Raw genomic sequence first — 14,388 nt, 5'->3', positions numbered from 1 at the left:
AAAAAAGAGAAAATTCCCGCGTTTTTTGAAAAAACTAGCTAAAACGGTATTAAAAATTAGATTTGGAAACAGATAGCAGGATACCAAAAACAAACTTCTAGGTTGCTGTTAGCTGTTTGCACCTTTATGAAAAAAATACCATGATCAGTACACTTGTGCGTTAACTTGTTAGCGATCGCAGGATATCTTTGTTGGATATAATAGTTAACACAATTGACAAATTTTGTGTGGGGAGACGTGAAGAATTTAACGCTAACGCTAGATTTAGTACGTCGCGGATGCATGGACGTTTACGACAATCCTATTTCAGATAGAACTTGGCGGCGTTGGAAGCGGATTGTGATGATTCCTGAGTATGCAAAAACAGTGACGCAAGAGCAAGCGATCGCTCTCTTGACTTTGGCTTTTATGAAGAGGGAAATGCCAAAAGCAAAGCTAACCTACCTAAAAGTTAGGCAAAGGTTAGCTGCTTACCCAGAACTAGACAACAAACTAAGCCAGAGACTAATAGATATTGCCAATACTTTTTGTGTTGGCACTGATTTACCAGACATAATTTATCAGTTTGCTTGCCGCCGCGTTAGCATCCGCACTCTCTACAGATGGGGCAAAAAATACCAAATACCATTCTCAACGGAAGCAAGGTACAATCACGCCGATATCATGCGATGGGTTGCGATTGCTAAATCAGCTTGACTCTGACCGAAATATGTGCATGAGGCTTGAAGCTTTATGTTTTGACGTCACCTTGTCCACTTAATCACAATTTGTTGTTTATTGTGCCGCCTTAAGGTCATTCTGTCCGTAATTTATGACAAAAAATTTCTATTGGATAAGCGATCGCTCGTTGCTACAAAATTTAGAGGTTGTGACAAGCGATCGGACTACGAGCAAAAAAGAACGGAGCATTGCATATTAATACCTGCTGTGGTTAATGCTTCTTGCAATCTAGACTCAGCTACTTCCTTGTGCTTGCGGAATGATTCAGGGATGGCAATCGCAAACACTTTGTCATTAAGCTTGGAGTACCTAACAACAACTGGAGCTAGCTTGCTCATACAGTCCTGAGTCTTGACCATACCCCATATTTCCTCTGCTGTTTGTTCTAGACAATCTGGCATAGGTTGTTGTGGGGGTATCAAGATAGGTTTTTGAAAAACCATCATTAATTCGATCAAGGTTGATTCCAAGAACAGCATCGGACGTTTAGATGCTGAGAAATCAATCTCAGCTTTGCGAAGAAGGACGATCGCATCTAACAGTGTTTGCTCATCTAACTTGGATGCCCACTTAGTTGCTGCGCAAAAAGTGTTTGTGTCACAAGTCATCAGCTGAAAAGCTTTGGCATCTTTCTTACCAACCAAGCCATTACGGACAAAGTTAGCAATTTCACTTAAGCAAACTAGAGGGTCAACACCAGATTTAGCTACAGACTTGATATTCGCAAACAAAGCGAGTGTGTCTCCTCTCACTACAGACGACAGTATGTCTTGAGTGGCATCTACCGAAGGTTTGCCAATAACTGCATACAAATCGTCAACCGTAGCATCAGGATTGAGGGATATTTGATCAAGCAAGGTGACAGCATCCCTAACAATACCGTCAGACACTTGCGCGATCGCACGAATCACATCGTCTTGGACAAGGAGGTATTCTTCGGTGTTGATCCGATCAAGGTGATGAAAAATGTCATCGGGGGAGACTTGGAAGAAATTGAACCTCTGACACCGCGACTCAATTGTTTTGAGTACCTTCTGTGGTTCTGTGGTGCAGAAGATGAATACTGTTTTGCTACCAGGTTCTTCTACTGTTTTGAGTAGGGTTTCACTTGCCTGCTTAGTTAAATTGTGGCACTCGTCGATAATGTAGATTTTGAATCTTCCACCCATTGATGAGAGGGAAGCACCTTTGATTAAGTCACGGGCATAATCCACCCCGTTATTACTAGCTGCGTCCACCTCAAACACATCGATGGCGTTTCCTGATTCAATCGCTTTGCAAGAGTGGCATTCACCGCAAGGTGTTACTGTTTGTCCATTGGCGCAGTTAAGAGATTTGGCAAGAACACGCGCGACTGATGTTTTTCCTGTGCCGCGACTGCCAGCAAACAAGTAAGCGTTGTGGATTTTGTTTTTAGCGATCGCTGTTTTAAGGCTTATTACTGTTTTGGGTTGCCCAACAACATCATCTAGAGTTTTTGGTCGGTACTTTTGGGTTAAGGACATATTGATGTTGCCCCATATTTAATCCAAGACTTCCAAGCATTTAAAACGTATTTCTCTTGTGATTCTGCATAACCTACACAATGCGCTGTTCCTCCATTCCCACCGTCATAGAGAGCTAATACCTCATCGCAATGATCGATCATCCATTGATTGCGTTTCTTGAGCTTGTCAACGTGGTATTGTCCTGGCGACGATCTCACTAAATATCCATCCTGTCTATCAACAAACACAATGGTTTTAGCTTGAAAAAGAATATTTTCCCACCTAGATATATCTTCTGGAGTCCACTTTGCATCCTGTTCTGCAAAAGGCACTGCTGCTGTTAGGGGAAGATTGAGTTTGATTGCCGCTGTTGCTAGTGCTTGGTCAAATCCTATCGCCATACCAGAAATTACTTCAGTGGCTTGCATTTTTTGTAAAGAAGCTTTGCACAATTCAATCATCCGTTCAAAAGTTTGTCCTTCTAGTGGATAGCAGCGATTTGGTCGGTGTCCTGTCCCGGCAACTATTTTAGACATCTTATGCAAGTAAACCCAAGAGTGGTAATTGATGTTTATCGCAACTTGGAGAAACCCACAAGGACTCCACTGCCTTGCGCTTTACTCCATTAACTAAAGTCTCCCATTGAATTAGCCGCCAGTCTTTGTACAGTTGGCTATAAAGTTCGCAAGCATAACCCGAAACAATGCACATAGCATTAACCGAATGGAGAATATCTGCAAGTTCTTTGTGCTGTTGGTCGGTCATCTCAAAATCGTAATTTGAATCTTCTGTCCTGGAAGAATGGACATAAGGTGGATCGCAGTAAATCAAACAATTTGGGTTGCGTCCGTAACGATTGATAACCGCGATCGCGTCATCATTCTCTATCTGGCAATGCTTTAACCTCCCAGCTAAGTCCCAAAGATGGGAAGTGCGATTAAAGCAACCTACCACATCCTCACTCGTGGTTTGGCGGTAAAGAAAACGCCAACCTGACTTTTTAGCAACAGAGCAACCGCTGCCATAAGATTGCCAGCTGCGAATATACAGTCTACGCGCCGATTCTAAGCAGTCGTCGGAAGAGTTAAAAGCCAAATTGTACTCCTCACGACTGTAAGGTGTTAGCTCAATTGCTCGGACTAATTCTTCGGTGCGATCGCGTAACACCCTAAAGAAATTCACCACGTCACCGCTAAGGTCGTTGTAAATTTCAATTTGGGATGGTTGTTTTTGCAAAAGAACCGAAGCCCCTCCACCAAATACCTCACAGTAAACTTGATGTTGAGGAAAGTGTCTGATAATTTTACGCGCATCGCGGTGTTTGCCACCAAAGTACCTAAGAAGGGGAGGATTGCTCATGCGATCGCCTCCCACTTTTGGTGATAGGTCTCATATCAAATACTCCAGTCTAAATCTCACTCTTTCTTGCGGAGACATATCTTCTTGTACCTTAAGTGCCTGCTGGAGTAAATAACCTTTCCACGCCTCTACGCCGGATTCTTGAGGACACATTTCTTGTAATTCTTGAGCAGCTATATACACAGCAGTCATCAATGTATCAAGCGTATCAGCGAGTTCTTTATTTTGCTGTTCCATAGATCTCCCTCCATATATCCGCCCAAACGAAATTAATACCCGCGTTGATAGCACACCCTTCGTCCTCTGTGCGATCGCCTACCATCCAAGTTTCAACAGAAACCTCACCAGAAACGTGTAAAGCTAAATCAATCATCCCTGAAGATGGTTTGCGAAAAAAGCCTTGATATTCAGGGAAGAAAGCCCCGAAATTATGAACCTTTTCTTCTTCCCTTGTAACGCAGTAACACTTTGTTCCGGCAAAGTCAGGACAGAAGTATATCACATTTAACTGAGGTAAAATTTGAAGCGTGTATCGCATTTCCTCAATCGTTGTTTCTAAGGATTTAAAGCGTTTCTCAATGCCACCCTGGTTAGAAATTCCGATAATTTTGTAACCTTGAGACGCAAAATAAGCGATCGCCTTGTCTGCACATTCAATTACTTTTACGTCTGTGGAGTCCTGCTTAAATGCATTCCCAGATATGGTTTGTGTTAACGTACCATCAATATCACAAAACAGAAATTTACTCATCTTTCCGCCTCCCACTCAACACACCGATTACCAATCTGCTCAAGAACTCGGTTGGAGTTTTCAAAGTTTTCGCCTCTAATATCCTCCATGTAAGGTACTTGTTCTTGAATCGCTTTTTCCCAGTGGCGACAACCACCAGAGTACGAACACAGGTGAAAATCGATTACTTCTTGGAACTCTCCCCAAGCACAATTTAGACAAGACTTATTCACGCGATCGCTCCCAGTACATATAATCCTTTCGTGAAAGTTATAAGTCCCTTAGACCAACTTGTTTAGCATGTCCTTTCTGCAAGCGATTACAACCAGTAATCTTGGAGGTAATCCGAACTAGGGAAACATTCGGAAGTCCGTAACAAAACAAGTCTCGTGGGCTAGTCATCTTTTGCGTTGAAAGCTGGTTCTTTCAAGCCCACACTGTACTGTACTCAGTCAGTGTGGGTAGTTGACACCTTTTCAATCCGAAACTCCAAAAACATACCATTCAAATGCTTTGCCGAATTAGAATCAAAGTTTACAAGATATGTCTGAACCCCCCTATATGGAGAAAGGACTTCTTTAATCTCTCCAACATATCCGCGCACTTTTACCTTGTCTCCTGCAAAAAACTTAGTCATATTTTTGTGTTTTAAATGGTTTTATGCAAAACAATCTCTTTTAGATATAACATTTTATGTCATAGATGACAAGTATATTGCCAAAAAATAAAACCTCTGCGGGTATCTCACAGAGGTTGTCGGTTCACAAGGTTTCAGCCGCTTGACTAGCTCATATTCTAGCGCACCAGTGCTTTAGATTGTTAGCGAAATTTTTGATGCGATCCGCGGTCGTCCTGGGTTTGATCTTGGCTTCTAGGTTGAACGCCCAATCTTCCACCCACTTGTTGTTGTCTTCAGGTTTTTGTGTTGACATATTGGGTATATCAAGAAAATGTGAAGTGTCATATCTGACAAATAGATTGCCAAAAATATGATATGATCAAAATTAATAAGCCCCAGATGGGCGTCCGGGGCTTGAAAATGCAAGCAAAAAGTAAAGGTCTCACAATTTAATAACTAAAGTTGGCGAGTAACTAAATAAGTTTCTCCACACCTTTGTTATTAACTCTGTTCTATAACTTAATGATAACACAAAAAGCTTAATTGACAGATACTTTGTCAAAAAAACTTGAAACTCCATAGGAATTTTTTAAATGCCCGATAAAAAAAGTGAAAAGGAGTGCGATCGCAGATGAATATTGATTCTTTTATTAGGTGGGAGAGACTCTCAAGAGATGCGATCGACGTAAAGCGCTGCTACATAGATATAGCGGGAGATTTAGTTGCGGGAATTTTACTAAGTCAAATTATCTATTGGCACCTTCCTGATAAGAATGGGAAAACCAAACTAACAGTTGAAAGGGAAGGGTACTTGTGGTTAGCAAAGAAGCGAGAGGAATGGTGGGATGAGGTTCGTATATCAGCTAAACAATTTGATAGAGCTATTACAGTACTTGAAGATATTGGAGTAGTTGAGACAAGGGTTTGGAAGTACAAAGAAAATCTAGCTAAACATATTAGGTTGAATTGGGATGCTGTAATAAAAAAGCTGGATACCTTGTCTAATCTAGATTTTGACCAAAGGTCAAATTACAATTTACCCTCTGAGGAATATGACGACCTAATTTACCCAAAGGTCAAATTAGAAATTAACCAAAAGTCAAATTCCAATTTAACGAAAGGTGAAAAACATAATATAGATACAGAGAATACAACAGAGAATACAACAAAGAAAAAAGAGTCTCCTTTTTTTGAAGAGAATAAGGAAAACGAACTGATAGTGCCTCAGTTAGTGCCAGAAGTTGAATTTACCCAAGATACTTCCTCTTCGTTGTTTAATAAGCCAGAATCTTCGCAACAAAACGAATTAACTAATCCGGATCAATATTCCGGGGAACTGGCACTAAAAACTAGTGTTTATATTCAACACCCTGCATACAAGATGGAGGAGAGATTTAAAAATCCACAATTACCACCTTGGATGATAAAAGCAGGCCCGAACGGGTTTGATCCATCTTTTGTTGAGAAGTACCAGGAGCATCTAAGCTTAACTCCACACTATGCAAAAGAGTTAAAGCGAAAAGCTACTGTAGCAGAAGCTAAAAAGCGTTTAGTTAATTTGTCCCAAACAGAAGCAGGTAGAGCAGAGATACATCTGATTTGGGATCACTTTGAAGAGATAGAGCGCGATCGCTCTTATAAGCAAAATCAAGTAGAAAAAGCACGATCGCTCCCTGACGAGTTAACACAACCAAAAACACCACTAAACATACGTCGTAGCAAAACCGCTATTTGAGGAAAACATCATGTACGCTGCAAGCAACTCTAACGTCATTCCTCTTCCTCCAGCTAGTATAGATGCCGAAGAATCGGTACTTGGGGGGTTATTATTAGATCCTAGTGCTTTTGAAATAGTCAATAGTATTTTGCAGTCTGAAGACTTTTATATTTCTGCGCATAAAGAAATATACGAAGCCATGAAAAGGTGTGTGGCTAAAGGTGCGCCAACAGATCTTATTCTGGTAACCGAAGAATTAGGCGAGAGATTGTCTATAGTGGGTGGGTTGAATAAAATGGCATCTCTGGCTAATTCAGTGGTTTCAACTGTCAATATAGATGAATTAGCAAAGTTGATTAAACAAAAGTCCCAGATGAGACAATTAATCAAGATTGCTAACGAAATGGCTACTATGGCATCTGATTCTTGGAATCAACCGAAAGATGTTATTGAGGATGTAAGTTTTAAAATTTCCAAGTTGCGAGCAGGGGACTCAAGGGGGATAAAAGATTTTTCAGATATTCTCATTGATATGTATGACGATTTACGGGCTACTAACACAGGAGACGACACAGCTTTAGATCCGTCGTTACCAACTGGTTTTTATGACTTAGATGCGTTGACTGGTGGCTTCCAATTAGGTTGCCTCTCTGTGATTGGTGGTCGCGGTGGTCTTGGTAAAACCACTTTTGCAATTGACATAACACTAAATATTTGCAGTCGTGGTATTCCTACCGCGTTTTTTGCGCTTGAGATGACTTCGGTGCAGATGGCAAAAAAATCAGTAGCACGCCTTGCTGCTCCTCACATTAATTCCGAACATCTTTTTAGAAAAAATGCGATTGCGGATAGTCAATGGCAACACTTAGTGAGTGCTATTAATCAAGGATCTGATTTTCCACTATGTATTCAAGATGCTAGCGGACTTACTATCTCAGAATTGCGCACCGACTTAAGAAAGGTACAGTCTAAATACGGGGATGTTGGTTTGGTGGTAGTGGATTACGTGCAGCTGTTAAATCTTGACAGAAACCGTTCGGCACAGACTCGTGTAATTGAACTCGATATGATTCTCAAGGAATTGAGAGCGATCGCAAAGGATTTTAATTGTGCTGTCGTAGGACTTGCTCAGTTGAGTAGAGCAGTTGAAGGGAGAGGTGATAAGAGACCTACTCAAAGTGACTTTAGGGAATCTGGAGCTTTTGAGCAAGAAGCAGCATTGATGCTAGGTCTATACAGAGATGATTATTACAACCCAGATACCCCAGATAGAGGCATTGTAGAAGTTTCGGTACTTAAAAATCGGTTTGGTGGTAATGGAACCATCAAATTACTGTTTGAGCGTGAATATGGGCAATTTAAAAATTTGGCAAGGTAATGTTATCAGAAAAATGGGTTTAAAACCTTCCCCTTCTAGGGGGACTTTACATTAGACTCACTTTAGTTTACCATAGTAAGTATAGTTTGGTAAATGCAATGCTAAAAGCCTATAAGTACAGAATCTATCCGACTGACGAGCAGTGTGTATTGCTTGCCAAGTCGTTTGGATGTGTACGTTGGTTTTACAATCATGCACTTAACCTAACTAGCGAAACTTACAAGGCAACAGGTAAGGGATTAAGTCGTAACGACATCATTAATCTACTGCCAGCCTTAAAGAAAGAATATGAATGGTTAAGTGAACCACCTTCTCAATGTTTGCAACAAGTAGCTTTGGACTTGTCTAGTGCGTTCTTGAATTTCTTTGAAAAACGAGCTAAATATCCTAACTTTAAAAAGAAAGGTCAAAAACAATCTATTCGCTTTCCACAAGGAATAAAATTAGATGGTGACAACCTAACGTTACCGAAACTAGGTAAAGTTTACTGTAAAGTATCTCGTTTACCTGAAGGTAAATTAAAGTCTGTTACTGTTTCAATGACTCCATCTGGTGATTACTACGCTGCTTGCCTTTACGATGATGGTAAGGATAAACCTGCTTCATCGACAGAAGGTAAAGCAATTGGTGTTGACATGGGGATTAACCATTACGCTATTACCTCAGATGGTACTAAGCATGGCAACCCCAAATATTACCGCAAATATGAAGTCAAGTTAGCTAGAAAACAGAAGCAACTCAGTCGCAAGCAGAAAAGCTCTAACAACCGTAATAAAGCAAGGATTAAAGTTGCTAAGGTTCACAACAAAATTACTAGATGTCGTGAAGATTTTCTACACAAGCTAAGTCGTAAATTAGTTGACGAAAACCAAGTCATAGTAGTAGAGAATCTAGCAGTAAAAAACATGGTCAAAAACCACAAACTAGCTAAATCTATCAGTGATGCTGGATGGGGAATGTTTTGCACTATGTTGAAATACAAAGCAGAATGGCGAGGCAAAACATATATTGAGGTTGATAGATTTTTTCCTAGCTCTAAAACCTGTCACGTATGTCTTAATAAAGTTGGTAGTTTACCCCTAGATAAAAGATTCTGGACTTGTGAAAACTGCCAAACTAAGCACGATAGGGATATCAACGCAGCCTGCTCAATTAGAGATGAAGGTTTACGAATTTTAGCGGGAGGGCATCTCGCTACTGCTTCTGGACAACGTGTAAGACCATCTAAAGGCACTGCTTTTAGAGGCAATGTTGGTTGAAGGAAGAATCCTCATGCCTTTAGGCTGAGGAGTTGTCAAGTCTATTAATTACAGGAATAGCGGGAGAATGATATATACAATATTCCAAGAAGGTGATCGTGCTTGGATTAGAGCGGGAGAAATAAGTGAGTTTTTTGATAATGTTGAAGTTACTGTTCTTGGTATTGTTACTTTAGAAGGGGTAGAAGGCGAAACTCTAACCTACATAAAAGTCAAACTCCCACAATCATTAACTACAAGCAAACCTATTGCTGGGGTGATTAAAGGTGAAATGTTGGTACATAAGTCAACACTAACTTTAGCCCCCCCTTGTATATCTGCGGTTGCATGTAAGAAGTCTAAAAAAGCAAACATAATCAAGTTGCTACAATTTAAACAATCTAAAGACAATCAAGCACCCTCTTTAGATAGTTTCTCTTCCTATATTCCTTCCCCAGAAGACCAAGAAGCGATCGCGGGCAACGCCGAATTACTATCTATCCCGGAAATCAATGCAGAGCAAGTGACAGAACTTACAGAGGGGTGGACGCAGGAATTTAAGCAAGCAGTGTGGAAGCAACTTACACCAGAAACCAAGACACGGATTAAAGCGATGATGAAAGTGAAGGAGGTGCTTACATGAAAACATACCAACAACTTTTGCAACAATGGTCAACTCTCGCTCCTAATGAATGTCGAGCTACGGAGAACTTATACGCTTTTATGGTAAAATATAACAATACTCTTCGCTTGGTTTGTTCGGATAATCTAGACAAGCATACATTGGATTTTGTTTTGGTAACAATAATCAATCATTGCTTGTGCAGAAATTCTAGGATTGAGTTTGCATCTGTTGTCTCTGGGGAAGTTGTTGCAACAATTAGCGGTGGGTTGCGATCACAGCCATACTCCCATATTGCGATCGCGGCTTTAGATGCTTATATTCAACTGCTTGAATTTTAACTAGCAATATGTCAATACTGACAACTAATATGTCAATAATAAGTATTGATATTTATGGAACATTTTCGTAACGAGTTGCGATCGCAAAAATTAAAATTGATTGACAAAATATGATTAGTTTGTTGGTTTTGATAGCTTCTTTTGGTTTGGTGTTTGGTGTTTTTTCAGTAGTGATGATGTGCTCGCTGCTAGATGCGATCGCTAAATGTCAAGAGGATAGCTCAATAGATTAACCACCAAAAAACCTTTTTTGTTTTTAGCGGGCGTCGCGAGGTTTACTAGATACACCTCGCTTAATTGTGTAGAAAAATTTATCTCAAAAAGTCGCTTCACCATGGCAGTACAAATAAGTTTTCTAAACCAGTTAATAGTCAATGAAGAAACTCTTGACGAAGACATAATCAGACCACTTGATCGCAGATACCAATCAGCTTTACTAGCTTGGGACAAGTGCGATCGCTTTGCACTAGACATTGAAACTTATGGAGAGCATCCAGGGGATGGTCTTAACCCTTGGTTAGGTTCAATCAGGTTACTTCAGATTGGACTGCCAGATAATAGGGTAATTGTAGTTGATTTAGGAGGTTGGGATGGTAAAGCAGATACCAACCTAGATGGTTTTCTAACTAGACTTGAGAAGCATCTTCGCAATCCTAACAAAATTGTAATGGGAGCTAACCTCAAGTTTGACTTGTTATTCCTCAAAGTCAAATACGGATTTGAGGCTAGGTGTTGCCAAGATGTGATGTTAATGTCGCAAGTGCTCTGGGCGGGATTACCAATTAACCATTCTCTTAAAGCGATCGCATCTAGGATAGGAATCGAAATAGACAAAACTCAACAAATGAGTGAATGGGGGTTTGAACTCAACAATAATCAGCTTAATTACGCAGCTAAGGACGTAAAGGTAATATTCCCTATTTGGAAGGAATTAGACACGCTGTTACGCTCCTCTAAGGTGATTGGTAGCGCAACATTTGAGAACGTTGCACTCCCTTGTTTTGTGCAGATGGAATACTATGGGATGCCAGTTGATTATGAATTATTGTTGGAAACAATAGATAAGTATGAGGCAGTAACCACACAAGTATTGCAACCTTTTTCTGATATATTCCCTGGAGTTAATCCTGATAGCTCCCAACAGGTTATTAGTGCTGTAAAAGAAAAGTTGAATATTGATTTAATTGGCACCTCTCAAGAGGCTTTAGCTGCGTACTGGGATAATCCTGCTCTCAAAGCAATTTCGCTTTGGCGAACTCTTACAACTTATCTTGATTACTTCTATGGTATCAAAGCAGCTTACTTTGATGGTGCTGTAAGAGGAGTGTACCGCCAAATAAATCCCAGCGGTTTCGGTCGGAGCACTTGTGGTTCAGACAAGAAAGCTAATCGAGTTGGTGTAAATCTCCAAAATCCGCCTGCGAGGGTGCCAGAAGAACTTGAACAATATAACCTCCCACCACTACGCACAGTATTTAGAGCAAGCGAAAATGATACTTTGTTGGTATCTGACTTAAGCTCTGCTCACGCTAGGATTGCTTGTGAAGTCAGCCGCGATCGCACCTTAACAGAGGCTTACAATTCCGGTGCTGATATCCACGCTATTACAGCAGCAGGGATTGCAAAGCTACAAGGTCGGGATTGGACACCTGATTACATCACCAAAGCTAGAAAAGATAAATCTAATCCCGACAATGCGATCGCATCTCAACTTAGACAACTTGCAAAGCCCGTTTTTTATGGTTCCTTAAATTGTCAAGGAGCCATGACATTAAAAGTAACAGTACAGAAGGATTGTGGTTTGGAGTTATCTGAAGAAGAATCAAAAGCCGCGATCGCAGCGTGGAAGGAAACCTATGCAGGTATCCATCGTTTTCAGCAACAAACCCACAGAAAAGCTAATTCTAGGCGGTACACGTTTGATTTTTGCAAAGGGGAATTTGGTTTGGTTACAGGGGCTAGTGGTAGGAAAGCCTATTTACCAATGAGAATTTCTGATTTTAGCCGTGATAAAACACCCCAGGTAAAAATATCAGACTGCTCCTCTTTTGTGTGGACAAGTTGTGAAGCAGACATTATCAAGGGTGCTATGGGTGTGTTTCTCCTTCGCTGCGATGAAAACCCGGAATGGGGAGTCAGGATATGTAATATGGCACACGATGAGGTTGATGTGATTTGTAATAAAGATTTCGCTCCAAAGGTTGCTGAAGTATTGCAAGCGAATATGAGAGCAGCTATGGCATTTTTTATCAAAACCATACCGCCCGATGATTTGTCATCAAAACCTGATTCTTTAATAGTCAATAGCTGGGCAGACAAATAATCTTTATTTTGTTGTCACATTTAGCAATTAAATTGTCAGGTAATATATGGTTATTTTATTTTGGGTTTGGTATGTATAAATTACCTTCTGATGCAAATGAGTCTTTGGTAGCAGTCAAGAATGGTATTTGGGTTTTTGGATCTGCTTCTTGGTTATTTGGAATCTGCGATCGCACTATTGCCACTCTTTCTGATGGATGGTTGTCTGCTATTGATTTGATGCAGTTGTTCACAGCAGCAGCCTTTTTTGTAGCTTGGATGTTTTTGAAACCCAACAACAAATTTTGAGCAGCAAATTGCGATCGCAATTAAAACCCCTCAATTTGAGATCGCCTTCTTTAACAGATAAAAAGAAACCCCTCTTAGGGAGGGGAGCAACTACCCATGAAACTTTAATTTTGACTCAACGCACACAGCAAATCAAGCATCCAATCTCTCCAATATTGGTAATACTTTATCAACCAATCTAGAATCAAATTCCAAACCGTCTTGGACTAATCTTATCCCCCCAAAAGTAATCTCGGTATGTAATATTTTTTTCCAAAAGTTAGCAGGTTTTTTAGAAAAAAATATGGCGGTTTTTGAACCTTCATCTTTGAACTGTTTATCTAAAATTTGATAATTCATTATCGTTGTTAATAATTTTATTAAACAATTTTAATTCTTCTTGATTCATATTTTTTGGAATAGATCTTTCGGCAAGATTATTTAGGACATTCCAAAAGTGAGAGTTTAAGGGTTGCATATCTCTCAAGTAAACAGCAGCTTTAAAACTATTTGCTGTAAGTACAATGTGATCCATAATTATCTAATCTTTTCTATTTTTATACTTTTATGTTCTGATCTCTTACAGTTAACATCTAAGATGTTTACTGTTAATAAGGCGACTACCGCGATCGCGCCCACAACAAGTGTGTTCACCAACTCACCCGAATTTGCATATTTTTCTCTGTCTTTTGTTGTGGCACCAGTATCTAAAGTCTGCTCAAATCTTTCTCTCTCTTCCGATGTGAGAGAATTTAAATCAAAGTACTTGTTGAGTTTCGACATATTTTTTGTGATGTGAAGAGGTTTGCTAGGGAGCTAGTTGCTCCCTTGTTTAGGTGCTAGGCGATCGCACTGTACTTTCTAATTGCGTAACCTTCACACTTAGCGCGGGTGTTAGCTCTGTGAACCTCTACACCGTTCACTAGCACTTTCCAAGGGCTGGTATCGAAGCTGCTTTCTGGTTGGTTTACTACTTCAACTTTATGTGCTACTGTCTTCATGATGAACTCCTTCTGGGGTTTGTTAGGGGCGATCGCTTGTTCTCTTGCCGGAGGCGCGATCGCTCTTTGCTTATGTATCTAATATATCAAGTGACAATTTAGTTGTCAATATTGACAACTAAAAATATTTCAGATAGTATTGATGGTGTAGGAAACAAAGTTTAAAGTATCAAAAGTTAAAAAGTTGGGTAAAGATATTAACTCATGAGTGAAAAGATATTAAATAGATTACAAGATATAGCAGAAGCTAGAGGTTTAAGCTTAGAAGATTTTGTGATGAAAATAGAATTGGGTAGTTTAAGGTTGGTTGATGCTAAACTTTACTCAGTTATGTTAACTACCAACGCTTGTAAGTGGTTACAAGATAAAGGTATATCTTCCTTTATCCGAAGAAAACTTTACTATGCGATAGATCCGCAAGATGCTTTTATGCAGTTCAAAGAAGATTTTCCGTTAGCTGAAGAATTGATGGTTAATATCACTGAGATTTGAAGCTTTAGTCGTGCGATCGCATCCAGCCCATATAACCGAACCAAACATGGTACATAGGTACCATGTTTTTGTTTTGCTATAGCAGAAACTTTAAC

General features: G+C 40.0%; 19 protein-coding genes. 10 read left to right on the top strand and 9 right to left on the bottom strand.

The window, feature by feature from the left end; genetic code table 11:
• The first annotated feature begins 237 nt into the window (after positions 1-237).
• The gene (locus UYC_RS0108815; protein WP_127011357.1) at positions 238-696 is read left to right on the top strand and encodes a hypothetical protein; all 459 of its coding nucleotides are present in this window, start codon (positions 238-240) and stop codon (positions 694-696) included.
• Positions 697-884: 188 nt separating this feature from the next.
• Here UYC_RS0108815 and dnaX read toward each other — a convergent pair whose 3' ends face one another.
• Genes dnaX through UYC_RS0108785 form a run of 6 tightly spaced genes read right to left on the bottom strand, consistent with a single transcriptional unit; the run spans position 885 to position 4,529 of the window.
• On the bottom strand, positions 885-2,225 hold the full coding sequence (dnaX, locus tag UYC_RS35410; protein ID WP_016879374.1) for a DNA polymerase III subunit gamma/tau: 1,341 nt from the start codon (positions 2,223-2,225) through the stop codon (positions 885-887).
• Positions 2,216-2,743, bottom strand: coding sequence for an SLOG family protein (locus tag UYC_RS0108805; RefSeq protein ID WP_016879373.1), 528 nt, complete (start codon positions 2,741-2,743; stop codon positions 2,216-2,218). The genes dnaX and UYC_RS0108805 overlap by 10 nt, the downstream gene beginning before the upstream one ends.
• A gap of 1 nt (position 2,744) precedes the next feature.
• Positions 2,745-3,566: a DNA adenine methylase gene (locus UYC_RS35405; protein WP_016879372.1), complete on the bottom strand. Its 822-nt coding sequence runs from the start codon at positions 3,564-3,566 to the stop codon at positions 2,745-2,747.
• A gap of 30 nt (positions 3,567-3,596) precedes the next feature.
• Positions 3,597-3,803, bottom strand: a complete 207-nt coding sequence (locus UYC_RS0108795) for a hypothetical protein (protein WP_016879371.1) — start codon at positions 3,801-3,803, stop codon at positions 3,597-3,599.
• On the bottom strand, positions 3,787-4,317 hold the full coding sequence (locus UYC_RS0108790) for an HAD-IIIA family hydrolase (protein WP_016879370.1): 531 nt from the start codon (positions 4,315-4,317) through the stop codon (positions 3,787-3,789). Before UYC_RS0108790 ends, UYC_RS0108795 begins: the two co-directional genes overlap by 17 nt.
• The gene (locus tag UYC_RS0108785) at positions 4,314-4,529 is read right to left on the bottom strand and encodes a hypothetical protein (protein ID WP_016879369.1); all 216 of its coding nucleotides are present in this window, start codon (positions 4,527-4,529) and stop codon (positions 4,314-4,316) included. The genes UYC_RS0108790 and UYC_RS0108785 overlap by 4 nt, the downstream gene beginning before the upstream one ends.
• 1,017 nt (positions 4,530-5,546) lie before the next feature.
• On the opposite strand from UYC_RS0108785, the gene UYC_RS36050 reads away from it, so the two are divergent.
• The 8 genes from UYC_RS36050 to UYC_RS0108735 all read left to right on the top strand — a co-directional run bounded on the left by UYC_RS36050 (position 5,547) and on the right by UYC_RS0108735 (position 12,821).
• Positions 5,547-6,650 carry a hypothetical protein gene (locus UYC_RS36050; protein ID WP_016879366.1) on the top strand — a complete coding sequence of 368 codons (1,104 nt, stop codon included), beginning with the start codon at positions 5,547-5,549 and terminating at the stop codon, positions 6,648-6,650.
• Between the two features lie 10 nt (positions 6,651-6,660).
• Positions 6,661-8,010 carry a replicative DNA helicase gene (gene dnaB, locus UYC_RS0108765; RefSeq protein ID WP_016879365.1) on the top strand — a complete coding sequence of 450 codons (1,350 nt, stop codon included), beginning with the start codon at positions 6,661-6,663 and terminating at the stop codon, positions 8,008-8,010.
• A gap of 98 nt (positions 8,011-8,108) precedes the next feature.
• Positions 8,109-9,269: an RNA-guided endonuclease InsQ/TnpB family protein gene (locus UYC_RS0108760; protein ID WP_016879364.1), complete on the top strand. Its 1,161-nt coding sequence runs from the start codon at positions 8,109-8,111 to the stop codon at positions 9,267-9,269.
• A 67-nt stretch (positions 9,270-9,336) separates the two neighbouring features.
• Positions 9,337-9,891, top strand: a complete 555-nt coding sequence (locus UYC_RS0108755; protein WP_016879363.1) for a hypothetical protein — start codon at positions 9,337-9,339, stop codon at positions 9,889-9,891.
• Positions 9,888-10,211: a hypothetical protein gene (locus UYC_RS0108750; RefSeq protein ID WP_016879362.1), complete on the top strand. Its 324-nt coding sequence runs from the start codon at positions 9,888-9,890 to the stop codon at positions 10,209-10,211. The genes UYC_RS0108755 and UYC_RS0108750 overlap by 4 nt, the downstream gene beginning before the upstream one ends.
• A 110-nt stretch (positions 10,212-10,321) precedes the next feature.
• The gene (locus tag UYC_RS39875; RefSeq protein WP_268744640.1) at positions 10,322-10,444 is read left to right on the top strand and encodes a hypothetical protein; all 123 of its coding nucleotides are present in this window, start codon (positions 10,322-10,324) and stop codon (positions 10,442-10,444) included.
• A 101-nt stretch (positions 10,445-10,545) separates the two neighbouring features.
• Positions 10,546-12,534 carry a DNA polymerase gene (locus UYC_RS0108740; RefSeq protein ID WP_016879361.1) on the top strand — a complete coding sequence of 663 codons (1,989 nt, stop codon included), beginning with the start codon at positions 10,546-10,548 and terminating at the stop codon, positions 12,532-12,534.
• 71 nt (positions 12,535-12,605) lie between these two features.
• Entirely contained in the window at positions 12,606-12,821 is a 216-nt protein-coding gene (locus UYC_RS0108735; protein WP_016879360.1) for a hypothetical protein, read from the top strand.
• A gap of 132 nt (positions 12,822-12,953) precedes the next feature.
• On the opposite strand, the gene UYC_RS0108730 is transcribed toward UYC_RS0108735, so the two are convergent.
• The 3 genes from UYC_RS0108730 to UYC_RS37650 form a co-directional block, all read right to left on the bottom strand.
• Positions 12,954-13,160, bottom strand: a complete 207-nt coding sequence (locus tag UYC_RS0108730) for a hypothetical protein (RefSeq protein WP_016879359.1) — start codon at positions 13,158-13,160, stop codon at positions 12,954-12,956.
• A 177-nt stretch (positions 13,161-13,337) separates the two neighbouring features.
• Entirely contained in the window at positions 13,338-13,583 is a 246-nt protein-coding gene (locus UYC_RS0108720) for a hypothetical protein (protein WP_016879357.1), read from the bottom strand.
• Between the two features lie 56 nt (positions 13,584-13,639).
• Complete coding sequence (locus UYC_RS37650; RefSeq protein WP_016879356.1) at positions 13,640-13,801, bottom strand: hypothetical protein; 162 nt, start codon at positions 13,799-13,801, stop codon at positions 13,640-13,642.
• 204 nt (positions 13,802-14,005) lie between these two features.
• Here UYC_RS37650 and UYC_RS0108710 point away from each other — a divergent pair, with 204 nt between their 5' ends.
• Positions 14,006-14,293, top strand: a complete 288-nt coding sequence (locus UYC_RS0108710) for a hypothetical protein (protein ID WP_016879355.1) — start codon at positions 14,006-14,008, stop codon at positions 14,291-14,293.
• The last annotated feature ends 95 nt before the right edge of the window (positions 14,294-14,388 follow it).

It is taken from the genome of Chlorogloeopsis fritschii PCC 6912, assembly GCF_000317285.1.
GTDB classification, from domain to species: Bacteria; Cyanobacteriota; Cyanobacteriia; order Cyanobacteriales; family Nostocaceae; genus Chlorogloeopsis; species Chlorogloeopsis fritschii.
Note: the sequence above shows the minus strand (reverse complement) of the source record. Positions and strands in the feature narration are given on the sequence as shown.

Coding starts and splice junctions, on each gene's coding strand:
- UYC_RS0108735 (WP_016879360.1), top strand. CDS start 12,606: ATGTATAAATTACCTTCTGATGCAAATGAGTCTTTGGTAGCAGTCAAG.
- UYC_RS0108795 (WP_016879371.1), bottom strand. CDS start 3,803: ATGGAACAGCAAAATAAAGAACTCGCTGATACGCTTGATACATTGATG.
- UYC_RS0108805 (WP_016879373.1), bottom strand. CDS start 2,743: ATGTCTAAAATAGTTGCCGGGACAGGACACCGACCAAATCGCTGCTAT.
- UYC_RS37650 (WP_016879356.1), bottom strand. CDS start 13,801: ATGAAGACAGTAGCACATAAAGTTGAAGTAGTAAACCAACCAGAAAGC.
- UYC_RS35405 (WP_016879372.1), bottom strand. CDS start 3,566: ATGAGCAATCCTCCCCTTCTTAGGTACTTTGGTGGCAAACACCGCGAT.
- UYC_RS0108720 (WP_016879357.1), bottom strand. CDS start 13,583: ATGTCGAAACTCAACAAGTACTTTGATTTAAATTCTCTCACATCGGAA.
- dnaX (WP_016879374.1), bottom strand. CDS start 2,225: ATGTCCTTAACCCAAAAGTACCGACCAAAAACTCTAGATGATGTTGTT.
- UYC_RS0108760 (WP_016879364.1), top strand. CDS start 8,109: ATGCTAAAAGCCTATAAGTACAGAATCTATCCGACTGACGAGCAGTGT.
- UYC_RS0108755 (WP_016879363.1), top strand. CDS start 9,337: ATGATATATACAATATTCCAAGAAGGTGATCGTGCTTGGATTAGAGCG.
- dnaB (WP_016879365.1), top strand. CDS start 6,661: ATGTACGCTGCAAGCAACTCTAACGTCATTCCTCTTCCTCCAGCTAGT.
- UYC_RS39875 (WP_268744640.1), top strand. CDS start 10,322: ATGATTAGTTTGTTGGTTTTGATAGCTTCTTTTGGTTTGGTGTTTGGT.
- UYC_RS0108710 (WP_016879355.1), top strand. CDS start 14,006: ATGAGTGAAAAGATATTAAATAGATTACAAGATATAGCAGAAGCTAGA.
- UYC_RS0108750 (WP_016879362.1), top strand. CDS start 9,888: ATGAAAACATACCAACAACTTTTGCAACAATGGTCAACTCTCGCTCCT.
- UYC_RS36050 (WP_016879366.1), top strand. CDS start 5,547: ATGAATATTGATTCTTTTATTAGGTGGGAGAGACTCTCAAGAGATGCG.
- UYC_RS0108790 (WP_016879370.1), bottom strand. CDS start 4,317: ATGAGTAAATTTCTGTTTTGTGATATTGATGGTACGTTAACACAAACC.
- UYC_RS0108740 (WP_016879361.1), top strand. CDS start 10,546: ATGGCAGTACAAATAAGTTTTCTAAACCAGTTAATAGTCAATGAAGAA.
- UYC_RS0108730 (WP_016879359.1), bottom strand. CDS start 13,160: ATGAATTATCAAATTTTAGATAAACAGTTCAAAGATGAAGGTTCAAAA.